At 66.6% G+C, this 25,547-nt stretch carries 26 protein-coding genes and 1 pseudogene; 19 read left to right on the top strand and 8 right to left on the bottom strand.

The window, feature by feature from the left end:
- Together TL10_RS27530 and TL10_RS27525 are read left to right on the top strand one after the other, a co-directional pair.
- Positions 1-224 (top strand): transposase (locus TL10_RS27530; RefSeq protein ID WP_043988160.1); only part of this gene is annotated, 224 nt, incomplete at its 5' end.
- Between the two features lie 86 nt (positions 225-310).
- On the top strand, positions 311-1,378 hold the full coding sequence (locus tag TL10_RS27525; protein ID WP_016895402.1) for an alpha/beta hydrolase: 1,068 nt from the start codon (positions 311-313) through the stop codon (positions 1,376-1,378).
- Here the strand turns inward: TL10_RS27525 and TL10_RS27520 are convergent.
- From TL10_RS27520 to TL10_RS27510, 3 genes are all read right to left on the bottom strand, one after another.
- Complete coding sequence (locus TL10_RS27520) at positions 1,362-2,315, bottom strand: EamA family transporter (RefSeq protein WP_032703667.1); 954 nt, start codon at positions 2,313-2,315, stop codon at positions 1,362-1,364. The two genes, TL10_RS27525 and TL10_RS27520, sit on opposite strands and share 17 nt — an antisense overlap.
- A gap of 108 nt (positions 2,316-2,423) precedes the next feature.
- Positions 2,424-2,789, bottom strand: a complete 366-nt coding sequence (gene trxA / locus TL10_RS27515) for a thioredoxin (RefSeq protein ID WP_006901628.1) — start codon at positions 2,787-2,789, stop codon at positions 2,424-2,426.
- A 96-nt stretch (positions 2,790-2,885) separates the two neighbouring features.
- Positions 2,886-4,115: an MFS transporter gene (locus TL10_RS27510; protein WP_016895399.1), complete on the bottom strand. Its 1,230-nt coding sequence runs from the start codon at positions 4,113-4,115 to the stop codon at positions 2,886-2,888.
- 146 nt (positions 4,116-4,261) lie between these two features.
- On the opposite strand from TL10_RS27510, the pseudogene TL10_RS27505 reads away from it, so the two are divergent.
- Positions 4,262-5,141 (top strand): annotated as a pseudogene (locus TL10_RS27505) (LysR family transcriptional regulator).
- 72 nt (positions 5,142-5,213) lie between these two features.
- On the opposite strand, the gene TL10_RS27500 reads toward TL10_RS27505, so the two are convergent.
- The 3 genes from TL10_RS27500 to TL10_RS27490 all read right to left on the bottom strand — a co-directional run bounded on the left by TL10_RS27500 (position 5,214) and on the right by TL10_RS27490 (position 7,650).
- Positions 5,214-6,365, bottom strand: coding sequence for an acyl-CoA dehydrogenase family protein (locus TL10_RS27500; RefSeq protein ID WP_006901625.1), 1,152 nt, complete (start codon positions 6,363-6,365; stop codon positions 5,214-5,216).
- Positions 6,362-7,096, bottom strand: a complete 735-nt coding sequence (locus tag TL10_RS27495; RefSeq protein WP_016895397.1) for a TetR/AcrR family transcriptional regulator — start codon at positions 7,094-7,096, stop codon at positions 6,362-6,364. The genes TL10_RS27500 and TL10_RS27495 overlap by 4 nt, the downstream gene beginning before the upstream one ends.
- A 302-nt stretch (positions 7,097-7,398) precedes the next feature.
- The gene (locus TL10_RS27490) at positions 7,399-7,650 is read right to left on the bottom strand and encodes a putative quinol monooxygenase (protein WP_079261761.1); all 252 of its coding nucleotides are present in this window, start codon (positions 7,648-7,650) and stop codon (positions 7,399-7,401) included.
- Between the two features lie 215 nt (positions 7,651-7,865).
- On the opposite strand from TL10_RS27490, the gene TL10_RS27485 reads away from it, so the two are divergent.
- The 11 genes from TL10_RS27485 (at position 7,866) to TL10_RS27435 (ending at position 18,022) form a co-directional block, all read left to right on the top strand.
- On the top strand, positions 7,866-8,759 hold the full coding sequence (locus TL10_RS27485; protein WP_016895393.1) for an alpha/beta fold hydrolase: 894 nt from the start codon (positions 7,866-7,868) through the stop codon (positions 8,757-8,759).
- A gap of 295 nt (positions 8,760-9,054) precedes the next feature.
- Complete coding sequence (locus tag TL10_RS27480) at positions 9,055-9,795, top strand: N-carbamoylsarcosine amidohydrolase (RefSeq protein WP_016895391.1); 741 nt, start codon at positions 9,055-9,057, stop codon at positions 9,793-9,795.
- A 75-nt stretch (positions 9,796-9,870) separates the two neighbouring features.
- A complete protein-coding gene (locus TL10_RS27475) occupies positions 9,871-10,737 on the top strand; it encodes an aldo/keto reductase (RefSeq protein ID WP_006897059.1) in 867 nt (288 codons plus the stop codon).
- Positions 10,738-10,875: 138 nt separating this feature from the next.
- Entirely contained in the window at positions 10,876-12,339 is a 1,464-nt protein-coding gene (locus TL10_RS27470) for an aromatic-ring-hydroxylating dioxygenase subunit alpha (protein ID WP_006897058.1), read from the top strand.
- Between the two features lie 2 nt (positions 12,340-12,341).
- The gene (locus TL10_RS27465) at positions 12,342-12,953 is read left to right on the top strand and encodes a 3-phenylpropionate/cinnamic acid dioxygenase subunit beta (protein WP_006897057.1); all 612 of its coding nucleotides are present in this window, start codon (positions 12,342-12,344) and stop codon (positions 12,951-12,953) included.
- Entirely contained in the window at positions 12,950-13,255 is a 306-nt protein-coding gene (locus TL10_RS27460; protein WP_006897056.1) for a hypothetical protein, read from the top strand. Before TL10_RS27465 ends, TL10_RS27460 begins: the two co-directional genes overlap by 4 nt.
- 48 nt (positions 13,256-13,303) lie before the next feature.
- Positions 13,304-13,501, top strand: a complete 198-nt coding sequence (locus TL10_RS27455) for a ferredoxin (RefSeq protein ID WP_006897055.1) — start codon at positions 13,304-13,306, stop codon at positions 13,499-13,501.
- Positions 13,498-14,733, top strand: a complete 1,236-nt coding sequence (locus TL10_RS27450; protein ID WP_006897054.1) for an NAD(P)/FAD-dependent oxidoreductase — start codon at positions 13,498-13,500, stop codon at positions 14,731-14,733. The genes TL10_RS27455 and TL10_RS27450 overlap by 4 nt, the downstream gene beginning before the upstream one ends.
- Entirely contained in the window at positions 14,730-15,479 is a 750-nt protein-coding gene (gene phtC / locus TL10_RS27445; protein WP_006897053.1) for a 3,4-dihydroxyphthalate decarboxylase, read from the top strand. The genes TL10_RS27450 and phtC overlap by 4 nt, the downstream gene beginning before the upstream one ends.
- Positions 15,480-15,525: 46 nt before the next feature.
- Positions 15,526-16,326 (top strand): IclR family transcriptional regulator, encoded by an 801-nt coding sequence (locus TL10_RS27440; protein WP_016895390.1) that lies wholly within the window; start codon positions 15,526-15,528, stop codon positions 16,324-16,326.
- Between the two features lie 292 nt (positions 16,327-16,618).
- Positions 16,619-18,022, top strand: coding sequence for an IS1380 family transposase (locus tag TL10_RS27435; RefSeq protein ID WP_006897051.1), 1,404 nt, complete (start codon positions 16,619-16,621; stop codon positions 18,020-18,022).
- Positions 18,023-18,120: 98 nt separating this feature from the next.
- On the opposite strand, the gene TL10_RS27430 is transcribed toward TL10_RS27435, so the two are convergent.
- Entirely contained in the window at positions 18,121-19,179 is a 1,059-nt protein-coding gene (locus tag TL10_RS27430) for an MFS transporter (RefSeq protein WP_327037082.1), read from the bottom strand.
- Positions 19,180-19,562: 383 nt separating this feature from the next.
- Positions 19,563-20,318 carry an IclR family transcriptional regulator gene (locus tag TL10_RS27425; protein WP_016895386.1) on the bottom strand — a complete coding sequence of 252 codons (756 nt, stop codon included), beginning with the start codon at positions 20,316-20,318 and terminating at the stop codon, positions 19,563-19,565.
- A 69-nt stretch (positions 20,319-20,387) separates the two neighbouring features.
- On the opposite strand from TL10_RS27425, the gene pcaH reads away from it, so the two are divergent.
- The 5 genes from pcaH to TL10_RS27400 form a co-directional block, all read left to right on the top strand.
- Complete coding sequence (pcaH, locus tag TL10_RS27420) at positions 20,388-21,155, top strand: protocatechuate 3,4-dioxygenase subunit beta (protein WP_006898356.1); 768 nt, start codon at positions 20,388-20,390, stop codon at positions 21,153-21,155.
- Positions 21,152-21,721 carry a protocatechuate 3,4-dioxygenase subunit alpha gene (gene pcaG / locus TL10_RS27415; protein WP_006898355.1) on the top strand — a complete coding sequence of 190 codons (570 nt, stop codon included), beginning with the start codon at positions 21,152-21,154 and terminating at the stop codon, positions 21,719-21,721. The genes pcaH and pcaG overlap by 4 nt, the downstream gene beginning before the upstream one ends.
- Positions 21,722-21,726: 5 nt before the next feature.
- A complete protein-coding gene (locus tag TL10_RS27410; RefSeq protein ID WP_016895385.1) occupies positions 21,727-22,971 on the top strand; it encodes a lyase family protein in 1,245 nt (414 codons plus the stop codon).
- Positions 22,968-24,167, top strand: a complete 1,200-nt coding sequence (gene pcaDC / locus TL10_RS27405; protein WP_016895384.1) for a bifunctional 3-oxoadipate enol-lactonase/4-carboxymuconolactone decarboxylase PcaDC — start codon at positions 22,968-22,970, stop codon at positions 24,165-24,167. Before TL10_RS27410 ends, pcaDC begins: the two co-directional genes overlap by 4 nt.
- Before the next feature lie 362 nt (positions 24,168-24,529).
- A partial coding sequence (locus TL10_RS27400; RefSeq protein WP_043988161.1) for an IS256 family transposase occupies positions 24,530-25,547 on the top strand: 1,018 nt, incomplete at its 3' end.

Here is a 25,547-nt window from a genome sequence, read left to right as displayed (position 1 = left end):
GGCTCAACAAGGAGATCCGCCGTCGGACCGACGTGGTCGGTATCTTCCCGGACCGCACCGCTCTGATCCGACTTGTCGGAGCGGTGCTCGCCGAACAGCACGACGAGTGGATCGAAGGCCGCCGCTACCTCGGACTCGACGTACTCGCCCGCTCCCGCACCGACACGCCCACCGACAGCGTCACCGAAGACACCGAGGAGGTGACACCGGCCTTGACCGCCTGACCCACCGACGAGGAATCACGCGACGACGTCGTACACCACCTCACGGGACTTGACCGGCTGCCGACCAGCAAGTAGGCTCTGCGGATGTGAGCCGCGACACGCATCAGACACTGTCCCTGCCCGCTCGACTCCAGGCCGGCCTCATGCGCGGGGCGTCGAAGATCCCGCCGGGTGTCCTGGCACTGGCCGGCCGGTGGGCCCCCACCAACTCCGACGGCGAGCGACTCGCCCCCGAGATGTTCGCCGTGGGCTGGGCCGCCGAGCACGTGCCGGGCGTCGACCTGGGCAACGACGACGTCGCCGAGTTCCGCAAGCAGAGCGACGATTCGGTCGCAGGCCTCGCCGAGGACCTCCCGCCCATGGCGGCCGAGGAGGACCTGGTCTTCGACGGCCCCGGTGGCGAACTGAGGGCCACGAGGTACCGGTCGAAGACCTCCTCGCGAGGCATCCTCCTCTACTTCCACGGCGGTGGCTGGGTCATCGGCAGCCGCATCAGCCACGACGGCTTCGTGCGTCGCCTGGCGCACGACACCGGCCTCGACGTCGTCTCCGTCGAATACCGGCTGGCCCCGGAGAACCCGTTCCCGGCCGCGGTGGAGGATGCGGTCGCGGCGTGGCGATTCGTCGTCGACGCGGCGCCGCGCTGGGGCGTCGACCCGCGGCGCATCGTCGTCTCGGGGGACAGCGCCGGGGGCAATCTCGCCACCGTGCTGGCGCGCGAGGTGCGCGGCGAGGACATCGCCCCGCTGCTGCAGCTGCTGATCTACCCGGTGACGGACCTGTCGAAGAAGAGCGCCTCGCGCCGGGAGTTCCCGTCGGGCTTCTTCCTCACCGAGGAGCGGATGACGTGGGTCTACGACCACTACGTCCCCGACCTCGCCCAGCGCACCGACCCGCGGTGCTCGCCGCTGCTGGCCGACGACCTGAGCGGTCTGGCGCCGGCGCACGTCGTCGTCGCGGGCTTCGACCCGCTGCGTGACGAGGGCCTGGCCTACGCCGAGCGGCTGAAGGAGGCCGGTGTCCCGGTCACCGTGCAGCGCGAGGGCTCGCTGATCCACGGCTTCGCGAACATGACCCTCATCAGCCCCGACGCGCGGGCGGCCGTCGACCGGATGTGCGCGGCCGTGCGCGACGCCGTCACCGCCGCGCAGTAGGGGAACAGTCGGCCGAGTCGGGGCACGCAGGACCGGAACACACGGAGCGGAGAGCACCGGGGGTCAGGGGCACGCCGACCGCGCAGCCGACCACGACGACGGTCGCGCCGATGATCTCCCCGACGGTGGGTACCTCGTCGAGGAAGACGAACGACGCCGAGATGCCGACGACGGGCACCAACAGCGACATCGGGGAGACGCGGCTGGCGTCGTTGCGGCTGAGCAGGAGCGTCCACAGGCCCGCGCCCACCAGCGTGCCGAGGACGGCGAGATAGATCAGTCCGCCGAGCGCGCGCAGGCCCGTCTCGGTGCCGATGGTCATGAGGGCGTCGATGCCTGCGGTCGGGCCCTCGACGATGAGGCTCACGACATAGAGGGGCGGACCCGCGACGACGGCCATCCACAGGGTCATGCGGAACGAGTCGTCGGGCTGCGCGAGGCGGCCGCCGATGTTGCCGATCGCCCAACTCAATCCGCCGAGGACGGTCAGCCCGATCGGGATGAGCGCTGCCGCGCCGATGCCGCTGCCGGTGGCGCGATCCCAGGCGATGACGCCCATCCCGGCCACGGCGACGAGGAGCCCCAGGACCTGGAGCAGCGTCATCCGCTCACGGAGGAACAGCACGCCGAGGACGACGGTGAAGGGGGCCGAGGTCTGCAGGACCAACGAGGCCAGGCCTGCCGGCATCCCGAGGTCCATCGCCAGGAAGAGGCAGATGAACTGCACGGTGCCGAATCCGGCCACGTACAGCAGGAACCACTTCAGGCGGACCTTCGGGAATCGGACGAAGGCGATGACCGGGAGCGCCATGACGGCGAAGCGCAGGGCGGCGAGGAACAGGGGAGGGAAGTGTTCGAGGGCGAGGTGGATCGCCACGAAGTTGAGTCCCCACAAGAACACCACGCCGAGCGCGAGCAACCGGTCACGAGAGGACATGTCCTTCATCGTCGAGGTCACGACGATGAAGGACAATCGAATTTAATCGAAGCCTTGCTGAAGTTCTCCTACAGAGATGGGTGCCCTACAGCGACGGCTCCGGCGGCATCACTGTTGCTGAGCGGCGGCGACCTTGGCGCGCACGTCGTCCATGTCGAGGCCCTCGACCGCACTGATGAGTTCCTCGAGCTGGGCCGGGGGCAGCGCGCCCGGCTGGTTGAACACCAGGATCCCGTCGCGGAACGCCATCAGGGTCGGGATCGACTGGATGCCCAGGCTGCCGGCGAGCTGTTGCTGCTCCTCGGTGTCCACCTTGCCGAAGAAGATGTCGGAATGTTCCTCGGAAGCCTTCTCAAAGACCGGGCCGAACATGCGGCACGGACCGCACCAGCTCGCCCAGAAGTCGAGCAGCACGATGCCGTCCTTCGTGACAGTCTCTTCGAAGGTTTCCAGGGTTACGTCATGTGATGCCATGGTCGGCACAACCATTTCCGACGCCCCGGCATTCCATGACCGTTCTGTTGATTCCGAATCCGCGCTGTGTCCGGCGGGTCCAGCCCGGCCGGGCACTCAGGCCGGCTTGTATGCCTCTCGCGCGAGAACACCCCACCCGACCAGCAGGGCGGCAACGATCAGCCCGGCCGCCAGCGGCAGCAGCGAGCCGTAGCCGAACCTCGCGGCGAGGGACGACGGGACCGTCGCGCCGACGATCGCGCCCGCGGCCACCGCGCTGTTGAACAGTCCCATCGCGGACCCCTGGCCGTCGAGGGTGAGGTCGGCGGCCATCTTGGTCGCGCCGATGTAGTCGAACGGGTAGCCCAACGCCACCAGTATGAGCCCGGCGATGCCGATCCAGGAGTCTCCCGACGGGTGCCAGATCCAGGCGGCCGTCATCACCGCCAGGCCGGTCAGCGTGATCAGCAGACCCGTGCGCAGGACCCAACCGCAGCCGTACCGGTCCGCGAGGCGCCCGCACACGGGATACAGGCAGGCTCCGACGACCGAGGCCAGCAGGTACCAGGACGCGGTGTGCGACGACGACACGGCGAAGGCGTCCTTCATCACCAGCGGCATCACGTTCAGGAAGGTCTGTACGGCGGTCATCGCCAGGAACCACGACGCGAGGAACCGGCCGAACCGTCCCCGCAGTTCGCGACGCAGGCCGCCCGGCGTCGGCAGTGCGGAGTCGGGGCGGGCGGGGTCGGAGCCTGCGGACGCCAGGTGGGGGAGGCGTAGCCGGCCCAGCAGGGTGCCGAAGACGATCACGACACCTGCGACGTACCAGCCGGTGTGGACATGGCCGTCGGCGAACACCGCTCCGATCGCCAGTCCCGACACCTGGCCCATGCCGAACACGAAGCGGAACCATCCGATGCGCTCGTCCCACTCGTCCTCCGGATGGCCCTCGGTGATGACCACGCTGCCCAGGGTCTGCACGGCTCCCGCGGTGGCACCGGCGACCACGGCCGCGACACACCAGCCGAGGAGTCCGTCGGACAAGCCGAACCCGATGGCCGCGACACCCATCAGGGGGAATGACCCGAGAAAGATCGTCCGCTGTCCGCCGGTGCGGTCGGCGATCTTCCCGATCACCGGCGCGAAGAGCTGGCCGCCGAAGAACGCGGCGAGCGCGGCGGCGACCGCCACCGTGCCCCGTGAGGTCACGGTCAGCGGGATGAGCAGCGGCACAATGCCGTTCACGAGCAACCCGGCGAGTGCATAGGCGCTGAACCAGGGCTCGATACTGCCCCGCATGCCCACCCGGGCCGTCTGCGGGGTGGTCGACGCCTCGCTCGTCATCACGGTCCTCACTCTCTCGGGAGACAACGCGCGACACCGTAGCCCGGGCGCGGCCCCTGATCGCAGCGCCACGAGCGAGCGGCACGATCGCAGCGCTGTTCTGGCACAAAGGGCCCCTGGCGGGTTCGCCGGGTACCTTGACCTCCATGGAGGTGCGCCGACTGCGTCTGCTGCGCGAGTTCGCCGACCGCGGGTCCATCGGCGCGGTCGCCGAGGCGCTGCACATGACGCCCTCGGCGGTCTCGCAGCAGATGAAGGTGCTCGCCGACGAGGCGGGAGTGCCGCTGTTCGAACCCGACGGCCGTGGCCTGCGGCTCACCGAGGCCGGGCATGCCCTGGTGCTGCGGGCAGACGAGGTCATCGCAGCGGTGGAACGTGCGCAGGAGGAGATGGCGTCGTACCGGTCGGGCAAGGCCCGCGTGCGGCTGGCGATGTTCCCGTCCGGGTCGACCCTGCTGCTGCCCAGCGTCCTCGATCGGGCCGCACTCGGGAATCGAGGTGGACGCGTTCCACCTCGACGTCGGTTATGCCGACGCCGCGCCGGCGCTCGCGGACTTCGACATCGTGGTGACCCACCGCGACGAGCGGACTCCCGCGGTCAACCACTCGCGGGTGCGGGTCACCGAGCTGATGCGCGAACCGGTCGACGTCATCGTGCCCCTCGACAGCCCGTTGGGCGCGTCGGATCGGGTCACGGTGTCCGAACTCGCCGAGCACGACTGGATCAGCGTCGAGGGCGGATTCCCCGTCGACGATGTGCTGCAGTCGATCTCGGCGGTGACCGGGGTCGCGCCGAGGGTGACGCAGCGGATGCTCGACTTCACCACCATCGAGGCGCTCGTCGCCGGCGGGCACGGTATCGCTCTGATGCCGCGCTTCGCGGTGCGGCACCCGGCGGTGAAACGCCTGGAACTCAAAGGGGTTCGGGCCGCCCGCGTCTACGAGGCGCTGTCGAGGCCCAGGTCGCGCACCGTGGTCGAGCGGGTCGTCGAGCAGATCGCGGCGGCGGCAGCGGAGCATTCCTGAACGACAAGGGCCGCCGGCCCACGCATTTCGCGTGAACCGACGGCCCTTTCGTGAACCCCGTGAGAGAGCGGGTCAGAAGCCGAGGCTCTTGCCCACGATGTCCTTCATGATCTCGGTGGTGCCGCCGAAGATCGTCTGGATGCGGGCATCCTTGTAGGCGCGGGCGACCCGGTACTCGTTCATGTAGCCGTAGCCGCCGTGCAACTGCAGGCAGCTGTCGATGACGCGCTTGGCGAGCTCGGTGCACCACCACTTGTTCTTGGACGCGTCGACGGCGTCGAGCTCACCGTCGAGCACGCCCTGTAGGCAGCGGTCGATGTAGATCTCGGCGATGTCGAGCTCGGTGGCCATCTCGGCGATGGTGAAGCGGTTGGCCTGGAAGGTGCCGATCGGGCGGCCGAATGCCTTGCGGTCCTTGCAGTACTGGACGGTCTCCTCGAAGACCGCGCGGGCGCCGGCGATGGCGCCGATGCCGATCGACAGGCGCTCGGAGGGGAGGTTCTGCATGAGGTGGTAGAAGCCCATGCCCTCCTGGCCGAGCAGGTTCTCGACCGGCACGCGCACGTTGTTGAAGTGCAGCTCGGCGGTGTCCTGTGCGCGCAGGCCCATCTTGTCGAGCTTGCGGCCGCGCTCGAAGCCCTCCATGCCGCGCTCGACGACCAGCAGCGAGAACGCCTTGTGACCGGCCGCGGGATCCGGGTTGGTGCGGCAGACGACCACCACGAGGTCGGCGTTGATGCCCGAGGAGATGAAGGTCTTGTTGCCGTTGAGGACGTAGTGGTCGCCCTCGAGCTTCGCTGAGGTCTTGATGCCGGCGAGGTCGGAGCCGGCGCCCGGCTCGGTCATCGCGACGGCGAGGATGGTCTCGCCCGTGGCGATGCCCGGCATCCAGCGCTTCTTCTGCTCTTCGTTGGCGAGGTGCACGAAATACGGTGCGACGACGTCGTTCTGGAGGCTCAGGCCGGGCGATGCGCCGTCGAACTTGGCGAACTCCTCGACGACGACCGCGTTGAAGCGGAAGTCGTTCATCGCGCCGCCGCCGCCGTACTCCTCGGGGATGTTGAAGCCGAGGAGACCGGCGTCGCCGGCCTTCTTGTAGACCTCGCGGTCGACGATGCCCGCTGCGGTCCATTCCTCGTTGTGCGGCAGGCACTCACGGATCAGGAACTGGCGAGCGGTTTCCCGGAGGGCTTCGTGCTCTTCTTCGAAGATGGCGCGTTTCATGGCTGCTTCCTTTCCTTCAGGCTTCGGTTGCTGTCGTTGGAGTCGTTGTCGGTGGTCTGGGTGTCGCCGAGGTGGTCGACGTTCTGCGCGCCCACGACACGCAGCGAGATCAGTGCGTAGGACCGGGCGACCTCGGCGGGGGTGCGGGCACCGGAAGGGCGGTACCAGGTCGTGACCGCCTGGCAGGCGCCGAACAGGTACCGCAGCACGTCCTTGATGTCCTCGTCGAACCGGAACTCGCCCGACTCGCGGCCCGCCTCGATGACCTCGGCGAGCATGTTCTCGGTCTCCGTGCGCATCGCGACGTAGTTCTCGCGGCGCGGGTCGTCGGCTGCGAGATGGCGGAATTCGTGTGCGACGCTTGCCAGTTCGAGGTCGCTCGTCATGTGCAGGACGATGGATTCGATGGCGTTGGAGAGCTTCTCCGACGGCGTGTCGCCGGCCTCGATGGCGGCTCCCACCCAGGCGAGGACCGAGGTCATCGCCGCTTCGAGGAGTTCGACGAGAATGCCGAGCTTGTTGTCGTGGTGGTAGTAGAGGGTCGGCAGGGAGACGCCGGCGCGCGACGCGATGTCGCGGATGGAGGTTCCGTGGAAGCCGCGCTCGTAGAACGCGCGCTTGGCGGCCACGAGGGTGGGCGGGAGCGGGACGGGTTCGCGCCGTCGCCAGTCCACGCCCTCGGTGTCGATCGTGAACCGCCGTGGTGCGGCGTCCTTGCCTGCCTCAGCCACGGTCGGCGGCGGTGACGGGGGCGAGCGGTCCGACGGGCCCCGACCCGGACGCGCCGGTTCCGGGCGTGCCGACCGTGGGGCGGTTGGGGTCGACGACTGCCGCTACGGGCATGGGTTCCTCTCGAGTGTGATGTCGGCGGTCGCGGCCGAGACACGTCGCAGGCGGGCGCCGTGTGTCGTCGCGAACGTGACCGGGCACGGCATGGCGCCCATCACTTATCTAACGATCGTTATACGGTTTAGCATGCCGTCGCCCGCGGATGCAACACCGCCACGGATCAGGGCGGAGAGGCTAGGGTGTCCTAGATCGCGCCCTTGGCGGGATCGCCGGCGGGGACCGCGGTGAAGGTCTTCACGTCGAGCGGTCCGGCGAGCAGGGGGCCGAGGGCCTTGCCGAGCTCGGCGAGCGCCGGCGCCTTGCTGTGCGCGCCGAGCGCCTCGAGTGATTCCCACCGCTCGATCATCACGAGATCGGTCGAGTCCCCGGTCGCCTCGTGCAGCGCGTACTTCACGCAACCGGCGGAATCGCCCTGGGCTTCCGCAACCTCAAGCACTACATCTTGCGGTCACTGATCCACTCCGGACAGCTTCAGGATCGGATCAATGCACTCTGAATCCGGAAGGGCCCTTTCTATTGACAGTCGATGCGGAGGCGCGTAGCTTTCAGGCACACGCAGAAGAGATTTCTACTGGCCAGAACTACCACGTCGGTAGGGGTCGAACTGCGATGAATTGTTCAATCGTTATCGTGCACAGAAAGGCGTTATCCGTGCCAAGCTCTTCAATCACCCAGAAGTTCCATACCGTCGATGTGAAAGGGGTTCAGACGCGTTATTTCGACGACGGCCAGGACAAGGATCCGATCCTCCTCATCCATGGGGGGCATTTCGGGTTCTTCATACCGGTCGGAATCGAATCCTGGGGCAACGTTCTAGAGGATTTCGGCGAGTACGGCCGTGTCCTCGCGGTCGACAAACTCGGTCAGGGCGAGACTGGTCTCCCGCTGAATGACGAAGACTGGACTGTCGACGCGGTCGCCGAACACGTTGCGAACTTTGCAACTCAGTTGGGGCTCAAGAACCTGACCCTGGTGGGTCACTCGCGCGGCGGCATGACGGCGGTCCTTCTCGCGTTGAAGTACCCTGAGATGGTAAAGAAGCTGGTCATCATCAGCAGTGCGACTGCGGCACCGGCGCCGCCCGTCGGAACCGACATGGACTTCTACGAGCGAGTCGAAAGGACTGCCCCCGGAGGTTCGGCCGAGTTGATCCGTCACTATCATGCTGCCCAGGCGGTTAATGAGGGAGATCTGCCCGAGGACTACATCGGGATCGCCACAAAGTGGCTCGAGAGCGAAAAGCAGCTCGACGCTGTCGCCGGATATGCACGCAATGCGGAGGAGCACTGGTTGCCTAGCCTCAGCGAGGGCAGGCGCTGGGTTCAGGAACGGCTTGCCGACGCAGGAATCCCGGTGCCGACGCTGGTTGTGTGGGGAGTCAATGATCGATCGGCGCCGGTGTCGATGGGTAAGGGGCTCTTCGATCTGATCGCTGCCAACACCCTGGATAGCTCGCTCTATCTCATCAACAACGCTGGTCATCACGTGTTCAGTGACCAGCGCGAAAAGTTCAACGCCGCGGTTGGTGCGTTCATCTCGCTTTAGCAGAACCCTTCGTCGGTCTTTCGTGCTCGAAAGACCAGATGTCTGATACAAACAACTTCGAAGAGGAAGCTGGAATCTAATGCACAACTCGCTTTACGACTATTCACCGATTACTGAGCGTCCACGATTCGAGTGGCCGGGCGGGAAGAAGGTCGCCTTCTACGCGGGCGTCGCGGTGGAACACTATCCGGTCGACAAGCCGTCGACATCAATTTTTGCCGGAACAGCTGGGCTGACCCCGGACCCCCTCAACTATGGGTGGCGAGACTATGGAATGCGGGTGGGGATCTAGCGGATGATCGAATCGCTCGATCGTCACGGAATGCGGGCGACCGCCTTTGTGAACTCTCTTCGAGCAGATTTCCGAGCCAAAGGTTTGGGCGGCCGGACCGGCTTCGGGCAGCGGCCAGCGCTGCTGGTCATCGACCTGATCCGGGGGTTCACCGACACCAGATCCCCCCTGGCCGGCGAACTCGACTCTCAGTTGCAGGCCACCCAACAACTGCTTGCAGACGCACGCGATGCCGACGTGCCCGTGATCTTCTCGACGGTCGCCTACGATGCGGACCTTCAGGAGGCCGGCAAGTGGATCCGCAAGATCCCTTCCAACAGCTGGCTGATGGAGGGAAACGAGTGGGTGGAGCTGGATGAGCGACTGGGTCGTCGCGAGAACGAGATGCTGCTGGTCAAAAAGTACGCGTCCTGTTTCTTCGGTACCGATCTGGCAGCTCGTCTGATCTCCCGGGGCGTGGACACGGTGATCCTCCTCGGATGCACGACCAGCGGATGCATCCGCGCCACCGCTGTGGACGCGTGCTCCTACGGATTCCACACAGTCGTTGTGGAAGAGGGCGTGGGAGACAGAGCAGAGCTGCCACAGACGGGCACTTTCCGCGCCACGGCGCTCTTCCTCTCACCGCTGGGCATGGCCGGGCTGGTCACCCTCGTTCCGGTGACCGCGGCCCTGCTGGCCGCGGGCCTGCTCATCATCACCCCAGCTGCAACCACCTGGAGATCCAACAAAGATGTCGACTGACCGACACAGACCCCGAGGCTCGCGCTATTTGCCTCCGGTGACAAGAAAGCAAGACGTTTCGACGAGAGGCTGTCCATGACGACGAAAACCCATCCGAGCGATGACCCCGCAACGGTCCCGAGGCTCCGACTGCGGCACGGGCATAGCATTCCGCATCTGGGCCTGGGCACCTGGCCACTGGTGGGGGAAGAGTGCGAGACGGCCGTCCGCTACGCCATTCAAAGCGGCTACCGGCTCGTCGACACCGCGTTCCAGTACCGCAATGAAGACGCGGTGGGACGCGGTGTCCGCACTGCCGGCGTTGCGCGTGAAGAGCTGTTCGTCTCCAGCAAGTTCAACAAGGAGTCCCACAGCGTCGACGGTGTGCAGAGGGCCTACGACCGCAGTCTCCAAGCCTTGGGCCTGGACTACCTGGACATGTTCATGTGCCACTGGCCCGTGCCGGCCTTGGACCAGTACACCGAGGCATGGAGAGGCCTCGTCAAGCTCTTGGACGAAGGCCGTGTCAAAGCGATCGGTGTCTCCAATTTCAAGCCGGACCATTTGGAGAAGGTCATTGCCGCGACCGGCGTGGTTCCTGACGTGAACCAGATCCAGCTCAGCCCCGATCTCGCACGGCTACCCCCGCGGGCAGTGCACCAGGACCTGGGCATCATTACCGAGGCCTGGAGCCCTATTGGTCGCGAATCGGGACTGCGTGACCACCCCATCGTGGTGCAGATCGCGCAACGGACAGCAAAGAGTCCGGCGCAGGTTCTGCTCCGCTGGCACGTCCAGCAAGGAATCGTCCCGATCCCGCAGGCCGCCAAACCCGCATGGCTGGTCGAGAACATCTCGGTGTTCGATTTCTCCCTGACTGCCGAGGAAATGGCCGCCCTGGCGAGGCTGGACCGCGGAGAGAACGCCGCCCGCGACTCCGACTCCCCCGAAAACGGCCACTGACCCTTGCCGCACCCACCCGTACCTGGCACGAAGAGTGGGAGGGGTTGACGTAGATCACAAAATGCGGAAACCTCTTCACGACAGAGTGGACCTCTGCTCTACAGACTGACTGATCGATGATCGAGAAGGAGCTCTCCCATGGCAGACCATCACGGCGTCCTCGAGGACGTACGGCGGGGCATGATCCCTGCACATATCTACAACGACAAAGAGCTCTTCGAACTCGAGAAGGAACGTCTCTTCAGCCGCAGCTGGCTGTTCGTCGCCCACGAGTCGGAGGTCCCCGAGGCTGGTGACTACGTGGTCCGCAGGGTCCTCGAGGACTCGTTCATTATCTCTCGGGACGAACAGGGCCAGGTCCGGGCCCTGTTCAACATGTGCCTCCACCGGGGCATGCAGGTGTGCCGGGCGGAGATGGGCAATGCCTCCCACTTCCGTTGCCCGTACCACGGTTGGTCTTACCGCAATGACGGGCGCCTCGTTGGCCTGCCGTTTCACAAGGAGGCATACGGCGGGGAGGAAGGCTTCAAGAAGAAGGGCCAGACCTTGTTGCCTGCTCCCTCGCTGGCCACGTACAACGGTCTGATCTTCATCAGCATGGACCCGGATGCCGAGCCCCTGGAGGAGTTCCTGGGGGACTTCAAGTTCTACCTGGACTACTACACGAAGCAGAGCGCGGACGGCATCGAGCTGCGTGGCCCTCAGCGTTGGCGGGTCAAGGCGAACTGGAAGATCGGGGCCGAGAACTTCGCCGGGGACATGTACCACACGCCCCAGACCCACACCTCGGTGGTGGAGATCGGCCTCTTCCGCGAGCCCAAGGCGGAGAAGCGCAAGGACGGCACCACGTACTGGGCTGGCAACGGTGGCGGCACCACTTACAAGCTGCCCGAAGGTGGCCTGGAGGAGCGCCTGCGCTACGTGGGCTACCCGGACGAGATGATCGCCCGGATGAAGGAGCAGTGGACCCAGGAGCAGCTCGACGTGGTCGGCAAGGACGGGTTCATGATCTCGGCGGCCTCACTGTTCCCGAACATGAGCTTCGTCCATAACTGGCCGCGGGTCGAAGAGGGCTCCGACGAGGTGCTCCCCTTCATCTCTATCCGCGTGTGGCAGCCGATCAGCGAGAACGAGACGGAAGTCCTCTCGTGGTTCGCCGTCGACAAGAACGCGCCGGAGGAGTACAAAGCGCTTTCCTACAAGGCGTATCTCATGTGCTTCGGCAGTGGCGGCATGTTCGAGCAGGACGACGTCGAGAACTGGGTGTCCCTCACCAATACTGCCGCCGGCTCCATGGCACGGCGTCTGCTGCTCAACAGCCGGATGGGCATGCTCGAGAACGGCGAGAACGTCGTCGAGGCCCTGTCCCCCGAGGAATACTCGGGACCCGGCGCCACCCGTGTCGGCTACAGCGAGTACAACCAGCGGGAGTTGTTGCGCCGGTGGGCCGATCACCTCGAACGTCCGGTAGAAGCCGCAGCGCAGGTGCACGTGGGCTCGGACCCGGTGCAAGCGCCACCGGCCGCCGGATCGGGGCCCGCCCGCCCGGCCTGCGGCAGCGCAGAGACCGCGCCCGCAGCAACCCTTCACGAGGAGGTCTGATCATGAGTGTTGGAACGGCACACGAGAACGAGAACTTGACGCTGTCCGAACAATCGGCGCTGGGAGCCCACGCCCCGCGTACTCAGCGGACGGGGCAGACCCTGCCTTTCAACGATGAACTTCACCTGGAGGCGCATCGTTGGCTGGTCGATGAGGCGTACCTGTTGGACGCCCAGGACTACGACGAGTGGCTCTCCCGGATCGCCGATGACGTGCACTATCTCATGCCCGTCCGCGTCACCACTGCCCTGGGCGCCGGATACTCCACCTCACCGGGGATGGCGCACTGGGACGAGAACAAGTACTCGCTCAGTCGCCGCGTGGCACGCTTCGCCACCGAGCACGCGTGGACCGAAGACCCCCCATCACGGCTGCGCCACTACATCACCAACGTGCGCACCTTCCGCACCCCCGACCCGCAAGAGATCATCGTGGACTCGGCGGTTCTTCTCTTCCGCAGCCGTGGTGACGTCGGGGAGTCCTCCACTGTCTCGGCAGGACGCGAGGATCTCCTCCGCCGTACCTCATCCGGGTCCGGGTGGGAGCTGGCCCGTCGCACCATCATGGTCGACGAGTCGGTCATCCGCATGCAGAACCTGGCGATCTTCCTGTGAAACTGGAATGGGAAGGCGAGGAGGAAGACCGCCTCGCGGCGATCCAGGCCACCGAGGAACGCCGCCGGCTCGAAGAGCACGTCACCGGCAAGCCGATCGTGATCGCTAACGAGTTCTCGGAGGTCCAGGTCACCCGCATCGAGACCCGCAACGGTTCGCGGCTGATGATTCAATCTCCTCGTTCGGGCCAGTGGGTAACGCTCTGTCCGCTGGAACTGGAGTCCCTGACCTGGCAGGCCCCGGCCACGTTCTCGGCCATGATCGGACACCCTTTCGGGCCGCTCGTGGCCGAAGACGAATAAACACCCCAACCGCCAGAGCACCACCGTCTCAAGCTAAGGAGTTCGACCATGCCCGTTGTAAAAGCCGATCTGCAGGCCTGTCAGGGATACGCGAACTGCGTCGTCGGAGCCTCTGACTACTTCGACCTGGACGACGACGGGATCGTCGTGCTGCTCCAGACCGAAGTCCCCGAAGCCGACCGCGCCCGCGTCACCGAAGCCGCGCGCAGCTGCCCGGTCTCCGCACTGGTGGTAGAGGACGCATGAGCCCGGGCACCGTCGTCGTCGTCGGGTCCTCCATTGCCGGGGTGCGCACCGCGCAGTCCCTCCGGCTGGAAGGCTATAAGGGGGAGATCATCCTCGTGGGAGAAGAGACCGAACTTCCCTACGATAAGCCGCCATTGTCGAAATCCGTTCTTGCGGGATCCGCCGACGAGGACTCTATCCGGCTGCTGACACAGGAGCAGGCCGATGCCGAGGACATCCAACTCTTGCTGGGGCACCGCGCTGTCGATCTGGACGTCGCCGAGAACCTGCTGAAGCTTGAAGGGCATGACCCCCTTCGCTACGACAACCTCGTCATTGCCACCGGAGCATCACCCCGGCCCTCTCCCTGGGGCCAGTCTCCAGGGATTCACGTGCTGCGCACCCTTGAGGACGCCCGCGAACTACGTGGGGACCTTCTCCGGGGTGGGGCGCTGGCCGTTATCGGGGCAGGGTTCATCGGCGCCGAAGCGGCAGCCACCGCCCGCGGCCTGGGATTGGAGGTCACCGTCATCGACCCGGTGCCCGTGCCCATGAGCCGCCTCTTTAACCCTGAGATCGGCCAGTGGTTCGCAGACCTTCACCAGGACAACGGGGTCGACACCATGTTCGGCACCGGAGTGGAAGCTATCGAAGGCGAGGAGGGCAACTTCTCCCTCCACCTGACCAACGGTGAGAGCGTTCAGGCGGCCACCGTGCTGATCGGTATTGGCGTCATCCCCAATGACTCCTGGCTTAGCGCATCCGGCCTGCTGGTGGACAACGGGGTCGTGCTCAACGAGTACTGTCAAGCCCTCGACGCTGCGAACGTGTACGCCGTCGGCGACGTAGCCCGCTGGCGCCACCAGAAGCACGGCGAGGACGTCAGGACCGAGCACTGGACTAACGCGGTGGAACAGGCCGCCTGCGTGGCCTACAACATCATCCATCCGGAACAGCCGCGCGCCTACACGCCCATTGAATACGTGTGGAGCGACCAGCACGACTGGAAGATCCAGGTCGTGGGACGCGTCGGAGGCAATGTCGACCACGTCCTCATCGGACACCCGCAGGTCCACGGCAAGTTCGCCGCCCTCTACACCATCGACGGCACCACCGTCCGGGGCGCAGCCATCGTGAACTGGCCCAAAGCCCTCATTGCCTGCCGTCTGGGCATGGCCAGGGGCATCACGGTGCAGGATCTGCGCGCCAAGCTCGAACCCCAGTTGGAGCCACCGCCGAGGAGGGCGTCATGACACCCGGAAACTTGCTGCCCCAGACCGAGAGCGTCAGCCGGGAACGTATCGCCCTCGCCTGCCGGGTCTTGGCCCATCGGGGCCTTGCAGATGGAATCTTGGGTCACATCAGCCTGAAAATTACCGACAGCACATTGCTGGTGCGCTGTCGCGGCCCGTACGAACGCGGACTGGCGTATACGCAAGCCGAAGACATCCGCATGGTGGACCTCGACGGCAATCCCGCCGCCGACGGCGAGCTCGCGGGCGGATACACGGTCCCCAACGAACTGCCGCTGCACACCGAGCTCTTCCGGCGCCGCCCAGACATCCGGGCTGTCGTTCACGCCCATCCCCCGCGAGTGGTTGCCGCCGACCTGGCAGGGCTTGCAGTACGCCCCATCGTAGGGGCGTACGACATTCCCGGAGCCCGCCTCGCCGCCAACGGGGTGCCCGTCTATCCCCGCGGAGTACTCATCCGCGACCGTCGGCTCGCCACCGAAATGGCCGATGCTATGGGAACAAGGCCCGTTGTTGTGCTGCGGGGCCACGGCCTCACCAGCGCGGCCGAAACCGTCGAGCAAGCAGTTCTCCAGGCCATCAGCGTGGACGGCCTGTCCGGGTTGGCACTGCAAGTGACTTCGGCTGGTGGGCACCTCGTCGATCTGCCCGACGCCGATATGGCCGAACTGCCCGACCTCGGAGGAGCATTCAACACAGAGACTGCTTGGAGACATGAACTCGCACGACTTGGTGAGCCTCGTTGATGGCCTGCGCCCTAGCCGGACAGAGACTGAACCCCCGGTCAGTAACATGAAGCTCATGTCCGCATCACGGGCGGAGGACGACTCCAGATACGGCCCTCCTCCGCAGTACCCCATCGAATCCGTCGACAACGCACTCCGATTGTTGCTGCTCTTCGAGACTCGGCCGAGCATCCGGCTCACCGATGCCAGCAAGTACCTCGGAGTGGCGTCATCTACGGCCCATCGCCTCATGGGGATGCTCCTCTACCGAGGTTTCGTACGGCAGAACCCTCAGACCAAAGCGTACGAACCCGGACAAGCACTCAGCTCCATCGCCTTCGCCATACGGCGCCACGTCGACATCGGAACGCTAATTCGTCCAGCAATGGAAAGGGTATTCGAGGCAACCGGAGAGACGGTGCACTTTGCCGAGCTCAAAGGCTCGAACGCACACTTTCTGGAGGCCATCGAAAGCCAACGTGCCGTCCGCGTTGCCTCACGTCAAGGTGCGATGCTTCCTGCCAACTGCACTGCAACGGGCAAAGCAATGCTGAGCCTACTCACCACGGAACAACTGCATGCCCTGTACCCGTATGAGGAGCTCCCGGGTCTCACCAAGGGATCTATCATTTCCCGTTCCGATCTGGAGCGTGCCCTCGAAACGATTCGGCAAACCGGGTACTCAACGAGCCAGGAAGAAAGCGAAGACGGCGTCATGTCAGTCGCTGTTCCCATCACCAGCCCGAGCGGAGGATACTACGGGATCAATGTATCCGTGCCCGCTCACCGCATGACTGAACAACTCCGCACAGAACTCGGAGCTATGCTCCAGACAGCCGCCAAAGAAATCCAGAACTTGCTCGTTTAAGGATCTCGACGGCCGGTGACGGTGGTGCTGTGGACAGGACCACCTCAGGCCAGCGGCGATTCCAGAGAGTCGATTCTCCGCAGTCGGAGCCCGAAGAAGAAGGAAATGACCACGGCGACGGTTGCCATAGTGACGAGCATCGCCCAGGTCAGTGTCGAGTTACCGAGGCTAACCCGGGTGATTCATGGGAATCTGCGGATCGCTGGGCGAAAATAGACCGAAGTGCTTCCTGAACAGGGGAAACTGGGACTTGTCTAAGGTTCCATGTTCTCCAGCAGAAAGCACTCGGTAGGTGAAGCGTACTTCGTGGTCGGCCGGTCTGTCCGTTACTGCAGATGGTGTCGGGGTGGTCTCGCATGCCGGGGCTATCGTGCCTCGACTTCTGGCTGATCAGGTCGGTCTGACCGCCGAGCTGTCAGGGGCCATGGCTCGCCGCCGGTTCATCCCGATCCACGATCGCGGCCGGGTGTTGATCGATACCGCGGTGATGCTCGCCGATGGCGGCGAGTCCATCTCCGACATCGGCGTCCTGCGCCACCAGTCCGGCGCCCTGGGCCCAGTGGCGTCGGCGCCGACGGTGTGGCGCACGCTCGATGAGGTCACTGCCGGCAAGCGCAAGAAGATCCAGGTGGCGCGGGCTCGCACGCGGCGGCACGTGTGGTCCCACCTGCCCGGCGGAGTGCCCGCATCGGCGTGTGCGGGGCGGGATCTGGGATCGACGGTCGTGCTCGATGTGGACGCCACCATTGTGGTCACTCACAGCGAGAAGGAGCTTGCTGCGCCGACGTATAAGCGCACGTTCGGGTACCACCCGATCGGCGTGTGGTGCGACAACACAGAAGAGTTCCTCGCCGCGAGCTTGCGCCCAGGCAACGCCGGGTCCAACACCGCCGCCGACCACATCGACGTCCTGGGCCAGGCAATCGCGCAGATCCCCGCCAGTCATCGGCGTGATCTGCTGATCCGCTCCGACGGTGCCGGCGCCTCCCACGACCTGATCGACTGGATCACCGAGCAGAACCGCGTCCGTGGTCGACAGGTGGAGTACTCGGTCGGCTTCTCCATCACTGCCCCGATTCGCCGGGCCATCGCGACCTGCCCCGAAGCCGCGTGGGGACCAGCGCTCAACCCCAACGGGGACATTCGTGACGGGGCCGACATCGCGGAGCTGACCGGATTCCTCTCCCAACGGATGCTCGCCAAGTGGCCAGACGGGATGCGGGTGATCGTGCGCCGCGAGCGGCCCCATCCGGGTGCTCAGTTGTCGATGTTCGAGGAGATCGATGGATGGCGCTACCAGGCTTTTGTCACCAACACCACCGCCACGGGTCAGCTGCAATTCCTCGAGGCCAGGCATCGGGCTCACGCCCGGGTCGAGGACCGGATACGCCACGCCAAGGACACCGGGCTCGGGCGGCTACCTTCGCGGGGGTTCGCGCTCAACCAGGCCTGGCTCGTCGCGGTGATGATCGCAGCGGACCTCGTTGCCTGGACGCGGATGCTCGCTTGCACCGGCGAGGCCGCAGTCCTGGCGTTGTGCGAGCCCAAGGCACTGCGCTACCGCTTCCTTCACGTGGCAGCCCGGCTGGTCCGCAGCGGCCGACGGCGAAAAGTGAAGATCCCGGAAACATGGCCCTGGGCCGTCGCGATCGTCGCTGTGTTCAACACGATCGCCGCGATCCCCAAACCAGCCTGACCTCACATGCCCGCCCACGACATCACCACCCGGGGACCCGCCCACCGGCAGCGCCAGCCGGCACACACGCACGCCCACCCACGAAATCGATCCCGCCGTCACCCGACAGCAGCAGTCACACCGGCCCGTGAATCAGCGGGGCTAAGGGCCACCCCGGTGAGCACGGGGCCGATGGTATTGCCGATGTACGTGCCGGTCTGGACAATGCCGGTGGCCGCTGCGGTGGCCCCAGGCGCCATGTGCGAGATGAGGAAGTGCACCAGACCTGGCCACCCCCACCCCAGGCCCACCGCTAGCAGGACACCTACCACGTAGCTCCAGGTGGTGGGGATCGCCATGAGTGAAAGCCCGACGGCGCAGACGATGAGTGCTGTCTGGATCAGAGAAAGTGCTGACACGCCGCCTCGATCGACGACTCCGCCAATGACGATACGGGTCGCGGCTCCTAAGGCGCTGCCGACGGCCAGAATCACACCAGCCGGGCCGACTGCAATCCCCCGCTCCAGCGCGCCGATCACGGCAAAGGCCACGGCGGACGTAACGGCACCGCCCGCGAACATCGTCATCGCGGCCATCAGCACCAACGCCGAACGCATCTGGGTATCCCATTGCCCCGCCGGCCGGGTCGTACCCATAACGACCGGCATGGTCCGGGTCCGGGCCACGGGGACCAGTACGAGCATGCCCAGTACAGCCATCAGCAGGAAGGCCATGGACCATCCCAGAGTCAACGCAACCAACGGGATCGAAACGCCGGCGACCAACCCCGTCACAGGGACCGCGGCCTGTTTCACCCCGAAGGCCAGCCCGCACGAGGCGGCTGGGATGTGCGTGACGAGCAAGTGGTTGGAGGAAGGGTGCCCGAGACCGTTCCCGAGTCCCCCCAGGGATGCCCATACAATTAGCCACGGCCACGCAGAGATCCAGGACGCGCTGCCGGTCAGGCTCACGACCGCCAGAAGCAAGGCGGCGATGCCCATGCCTTTCTCGCTGAGCACACGACCAATCACACCGGTGCACGCGGAGGTGAGGGCGGCCGCAGCCCAGTAGACCCCTACCGCCAGGCCGATCCCGTAGGCCGGGACGCGGATTGTTGCGGTGATCTCCGTGGCCAGCGCCCCAAGGAGAAACACCGGCATGTTTGTTAAGACAGTCACCAGTACGGCCACAGCCAAAGCGGCGAATCCACGGCCCGGATGTCTCACGCGCTGTGACCTGCCACCGGGGCATCCGATGCCGCATCCATCTCCGGCACGCTGCGCTTACGCACCCGTGGGCAGGGCGGTAAAAAGTTCATGGCTGGCATTCCTGCCCTTCCAGGTCAAGGCTGTGGTGCGAGCAATACCGCTTCTGAAGTGCCCCGGGTTTGATGGGCACATTGGTGTGCCCCGGGTTTGATGGGCACATTGGTGTGCCCCGGATTCCGTGGGGTTCGATTTTTTGAATTCTCATGCCTCAAGTACGACTTCGCCGGACATCGGTCTAGATGGGTCAGCGTCGGCCCCTGTGTCCCTCTAGCCCGCGTCAGATCTCCTTCCCATCACCCGCCTGACGCCAGTTCCCGGCCGATACCGAACGCCGCGGCCTGGAGGACTCCGGCGAGGCGGGTCCTGTCCCTCGTCAAGCGGGGAACCACAAGACCCAGGGATGCGACGACCGCGGTGTCTCGAAGCACGGGGACGGCCACCGAGCACGCCCCGAGGGACATCTCCTCGACCGTTGTCGCATACCCATGGCGCCGCACCCGAGCCAGCTGCTGTCGCAGGAGCCCGGGCTGGGTCACCGTGAACGGCGTCATCCGGGTCAACGAGCCGAGCGTCTCGGCGAGCACGTCGTCGGGCGCGTGCGCGAGCAGCACCTTCCCAACCGCCGTGCAGTGCAGCGGCAGTCGGGAGCCGACGGTGCTGACGATCGGGACGGACGCCGTGCCGGACAGCCGGTCGAGGTACAACACCTCGGCGCCCTCGCGCACCGCGAGGTGCACGGTGGCCAGCGTCGCGCCGTACACGTCGTGGAGGAACGGCTCAGCGATCTGGCGCAGGCCGGTCTGGGTCGGCGCCAGTAGTGCGAGCTCCCAGATCCGGCGACCCACCACGTACTCGCCGGTCGGCCGCCGCACCAAGCCGCCCCAGGTGGCCAGTTCGGCCACCAATCGGTGAGTGGTCGGCAGCGGTAGACCCGCCCGACGCGCAATCTGGCTCAGCGTCATCGCCCGGTGCTCATCGTCAAAGGCGCCGAGAACGGTCAGCAGGCGCGAGGCGACACTGGCTCCCGGGTCGGAGGTGTTGCCGGCCATCGTCGCCCTCTTTCACTCAGTGAACGATATAGCTCGAAGCGTACGCCCCGGCCACCTACCGTCGGGCTGGTGAGCACTCCTGACCTATCGACCCAAGCCGAGATCAGCGCCGAGATCGCCGACCTGTCCGCCGGCACCGACCCGTCCGCTATCAGGCCCCGCCTCGACTACTCCCCGTACCGCAGCAGCCTCCTGCGGCATCCGACCAAGGATCTGCACCAGGTCGATCCGGAAGGCGTCGAGTTGTGGTCTCCGTGCTTCAGCCACCGGGACGTCGATCCACTCGAGGCCGATCTGACGATTCAGCGCTCGGGCGAGCCGATCGGCGAGCGCATCACGATCTCCGGCCGGGTCGTGGACGGCGACGGACGCCCGGTCGCGGGCCAGCTGGTCGAGATCTGGCAGGCCAACGCCGGAGGACGCTACATCCACCAGCGTGATCAGCACCCTGCGCCGCTCGACCCGAACTTCACCGGCGCCGGGCGGTGCCTGACCGGTGCGGACGGTAGCTACTCATTCCAGACGATCAAACCGGGTCCGTACCCGTGGCGGAACCACCGCAATGCGTGGCGTCCCGCCCACGTGCACTTCTCCCTGTTTGGCACCGAGTTCACGCAGCGCATCGTCACGCAGATGTACTTCCCGGGCGATCCCCTGTTCGCGCTGGACCCGATCTACCAGTCGATCACCGACCAGGGCTCCCGTGACCGCCTCGTCGCCCGCTACGACCATGACCTGACGCGACCCGAGTGGTCGACCGGCTACCGGTGGGACATCGTGCTCACCGGAGCCCACCGCACCTGGACCGAGAACAACGACGACAAGGACCACGCATGAGCCCCCGCCTGCACCCCACGCCCGGCCAGACGGTGGGCCCGTTCTTCCACTACGCACTCCCCTATGACGGCGACTCCGAACTGGTGCCTGCGAGCAGCCCGGGTGCGATCCGGTTCCACGGCCGCGTGCTCGACGGTTCTGGTGCGCCGGTCCCCGACGCGCTGGTCGAGCTCTGGCAGGCGGACGCGTCCGGCGCGATCGTCCAGCAGCCGGGCTCGTTGCGCCGCGACGGTTGGACGTTCACGGGCTGGGGCCGGTCGTCGACCGACAACGCCGGCCACTACTCGTTCTCGACGATCGCGCCGGGTGGGGTCGACGGGGGCGCACCGTTCTTCGCGCTCACGGTGTTCGCGCGTGGCCTGCTCGATCGGCTCTTCACACGCGCATATCTGCCGGGACACGAGGCCGCCCTCGCTGCGGACCCCCTTCTCAGCAGCCTCGAGCCGGACCGTCGCGCGACGCTGGTCGCGGAGGCCGATGCGCAGGGACATGCGTTCGACATCCGTCTGCAGGGCCAGGGCGAGACCGTCTTCCTGACGTTCCCGGGCCACGGGGCGGCACACTGAACGCCATGACCGACCTGTTCTGGCCCGGCGACGAGCGCGCCGGCGACCTGATGAGTGCTGAGGCGTTGCTCGCCGCCATGGTCAGGGTGGAGTCCGCGTGGCTGGACGCTCTCGTGGCCTCCGGGCTCGCGCCGTCCGCCGCCGCCACCGACCTCGCCCCGCTCGTCACCGTCGACGACCTGCCGCACATCGCGGCGGCAGCCGAGGGCAGCGGCAACCCCGTCGTCCCGCTCGTCGGCCTGCTCCGCTCGCGGGCGCCGCAGCCCGCCGCCACCTGGCTGCACCGCGGGCTCACCAGCCAGGACGTCCTCGATACCGCCCTCATGCTCGCGCTGCGCGATGCGCTCGATCGCCTGATCGACGAGCTGCGCGCCCAGGTGACCGCGCTCTCACGCCTCGCCGCGCAGCACGCCGACACGCCGATGGTCGGTCGCACCCTGACCCAGCACGCCGTCCCCACGACGTTCGGCGCCGTCGCCGCAGGCTGGCTCGACGGCCTGGTCGACGCCGCCGATCTGGTCCAGGACGCCCGCTCCCTCCTGCCGGTGCAGCTCGGCGGGGCGGTCGGCACTCTGTCGGCGGCCACCGAGCTGGCGAACCTGCGGGGGCACGAGGATCCCCAGGGGACCAGCGCCGACCTGGTCGCCAGCACCGCCGCGGCCCTGGGGCTACGGGAACTCCGCCCGTGGCACACCTCGCGGGCGACGGTCACCCGGACGTCCGACGCGCTGGTCTCGTGCACGGACGCCTGGGGACACGTCGCGACCGATGTCGCGACGCTGGCGCGGACCGAGATCGGCGAGCTGGCCGAGCCGACGGCCGAGGGCCGCGGTGGCTCGTCGACGATGCCGCACAAGAACAACCCGATTCTTTCCGTACTGGTGCGCCGCGCAGCCCTGGGAGCCCCCGCTCTGGCCGCGACGATGCACCTCGCCTCCGCCACCGCGGGCGACCAGCGCCCGGACGGCGCGTGGCACGTCGAGTGGTCGACCCTGCACATGCTCGGTCGACGCAGCGTCGTCGCCGCGTCCCAGACCACCGAGCTGCTGCAAGGTCTGCACGTGGACGCCGAGCGCATGCGCGCGACGCTCGACCGGTCGACCGACAGCGTGCTGGCCGAGCGCCGCACGATCGCCGGGCTGCTGGACAAGACCGCCGATTCCGACCCGACCACCTACCGCGGGTTCTCCGAGGACCTCATCGTGGGCGCCGTGGAGCGGGCCCAGACCTTCTTGGAGGAGAACGAGTGACCGTCCCTCGCATCACAGCCGTCCAGCTCGGCGGTTCACCCGCCATGCCCCTGCTCGTCCTCGGGCCCTCGTTGGGCACGTCGGCTCAGTCACTGTGGGCGCGCTGCGCCGCCGGCCTCACCGATCGCTTCGAGGTCCTCGCGTGGGACCTGCCCGGGCACGGATCCAATGTCGGTTCGGCCGAGCCGTTCACGATGGCCGAGCTGGCCGCCGGTGTCCTCGAGATGGTCGACGACGTGGTGGCCCAGCGCGACACGTTCGCCAGCACTTTCACCTACGCGGGCGACTCGGTGGGAGGCGCCGTCGGGCTGCAGCTGCTGCTGGACGCACCCGCGCGCATCGACTCCGCTGTCCTGCTGTCGACGGGCGCACGGATCGGCGAGCCGGATGCCTGGCGGACACGGGCCACGTCCGTGCGCGCGTCGGGCACCCCGTCGATGATCGAAGGGTCGGCCCAGCGTTGGTTCGCACCCGGATTCCTGGAGCGGGAGCCGGAGATCGGCGCAGCCCTGCTGCACGACCTGCGGGACGCCGACGACGAGGGCTATGCGCTGGTGTGCGAGGCGCTGGCGGGCTTCGACGTCCGTGACCGCCTCGGCGAGATCGAACCGCGAGTGCTGGCGGTGTCGGGTCTGCTCGACGTCCCCACTCCGCCGGCCGATCTCGCGGCTATCGCCTCCGGAGTCCGGAACGGGCGGCTCGTCGTCCTCGACGGCGTCGCGCACCTGCCCCCGGCCGAGCAACCGTCCGAGGTCGGCCAACTCATCCGCGATCACGCGAACGCGGGGCAGGCGGTTGCCGCTCCCACGACCGTCGCCGGGGTGCGCGACGCCGGCATGGCGGTGCGCCGGGCGGTCCTGGGCGACGCCCATGTCGACCGCGCGACCGCGGCGATCACCGATCTGACCGCCGACTTCCAGGATTTCATCACCCAGTACGCCTGGGGGTCGGTGTGGACGCGTCCGGGTCTTGACCGGCGCAGCCGCTCACTCATCACGCTGACCGCCCTGGTGGCCCGCGGCCATCACGAGGAGCTGGCCATGCACGTGCGGGCCGCGCGTACCAATGGGCTGACCAACGACGAGATCAAAGAGTTGCTGCTCCAGACGGCGATCTACTGCGGCGTGCCCGATGCCAACGCGGCCTACCGCATCGCCCAGCGCGTGCTCGACGAGCTGGACCACCCCGCTTACTAGGAGACTGCTGCACAATCCTCGTGGCAGGAGCCCGGTGTGGTGGCTGGCGTGAAATCCTGTGGCTATGCAGGGTTGTGATTGTGACTTTCGCGGGTAAGTGGCGGTGGCGGTGGTCTACGGACGTTTCGCGGCGGTCTCACTGGCGAGTGGTGGTCACCCGGGCGCGCACTAGGTCGCGCCGAACGAGACGGTGGAGCTCATTCCAACCGGAACTCACTGACGCGTGCTAGTAGTGCCCCATAGAGTGGTGTAACTCGGTGGCCGAGATCGTCTGCGATTCCGTGTTGTGTACGGATGTAGAGCGGCCACCGTGTGATCCTTCGAGTCAACCTTCTACCGAATCCTCGAACGGAGTCATCACGATGACCGCACCCCATATTGTCGACCCTGCAGGCCTGCTTAGCCAAGCCCTGACCGACGCGTCACCGGATCTGATGCGCGAGCTGCTGCAGACCATGATCAACGCCCTGCTGTCCGCGGACGCCGACGCCGTGTGCGGCGCCGAGTGGAACGCCCGCTCGTCAGAGCGCACCAACTACCGCAACGGTTATCGCCACCGGCCCCTGGATACCCGGGTCGGCACCGTCGACGTCGCCATCCCCAAGCTCCGCTCGGGCTCCTACTTTCCCGAGTGGCTGCTCGAGCGTCGCAAGCGGGCCGAATCCGCGCTGATCACCGTCGTGGCGGACTGCTACCTGGCCGGGGTCTCCACCCGCCGGATGGACAAGCTGGTCAAAACTCTCGGCATCGACTCGCTGTCCAAGTCCCAGGTCTCCCGCATGGCCGAAGACCTCGATGAGCAGGTCGCGGCGTTCCGGCACCGGCGCCTGGACGAGGCCGGACCGTTCACGTTCGTCACCGCCGATGCGCTGACGATCAAGGTCCGGGAGAACAAGCAGGTCGTCAAAGCCTCGGTGCTGCTGGCCACCGGGGTCAACGGTGACGGCCACCGCGAGGTCCTGGGCATGCAAGTCGCCACCAGCGAGACGAAGGCCTCGTGGAACACCTTCTTCGCCGACCTGGTGGCCCGTGGCCTGGGCGGAGTCCGGCTGGTGACCTCCGATGCCCACGCCGGGCTGATCGAGGCGATCGCGGCGAACCTGCCCGGGGCCGCCTGGCAGCGCTGTCGCACCCACTACGCCGCAAACCTCATGGCCGCGTGCCCCAAGTCGATGTGGCCGGCCGTGAAGGCGATGCTGCATAGCGTCTACGACCAGCCCACCGCCGAGGCTGTCAATGCCCAGTTCGACCGGCTCTTGGACTACACCGAAGGCAGACTGCCCGAGGTTGCTGACCACCTCGGCGATGCCCGCGAGGACCTGCTGGCGTTTATCGCGTTCCCCGACGATGTGTGGCGGCAGATCTGGTCCAACAACCCCA

The organism is Mycolicibacterium llatzerense (assembly GCF_000878195.1).
Classification (GTDB): domain Bacteria; phylum Actinomycetota; class Actinomycetes; order Mycobacteriales; family Mycobacteriaceae; genus Mycobacterium; species Mycobacterium llatzerense.
This window is presented reverse-complemented; position numbering and strand designations above follow the sequence as displayed.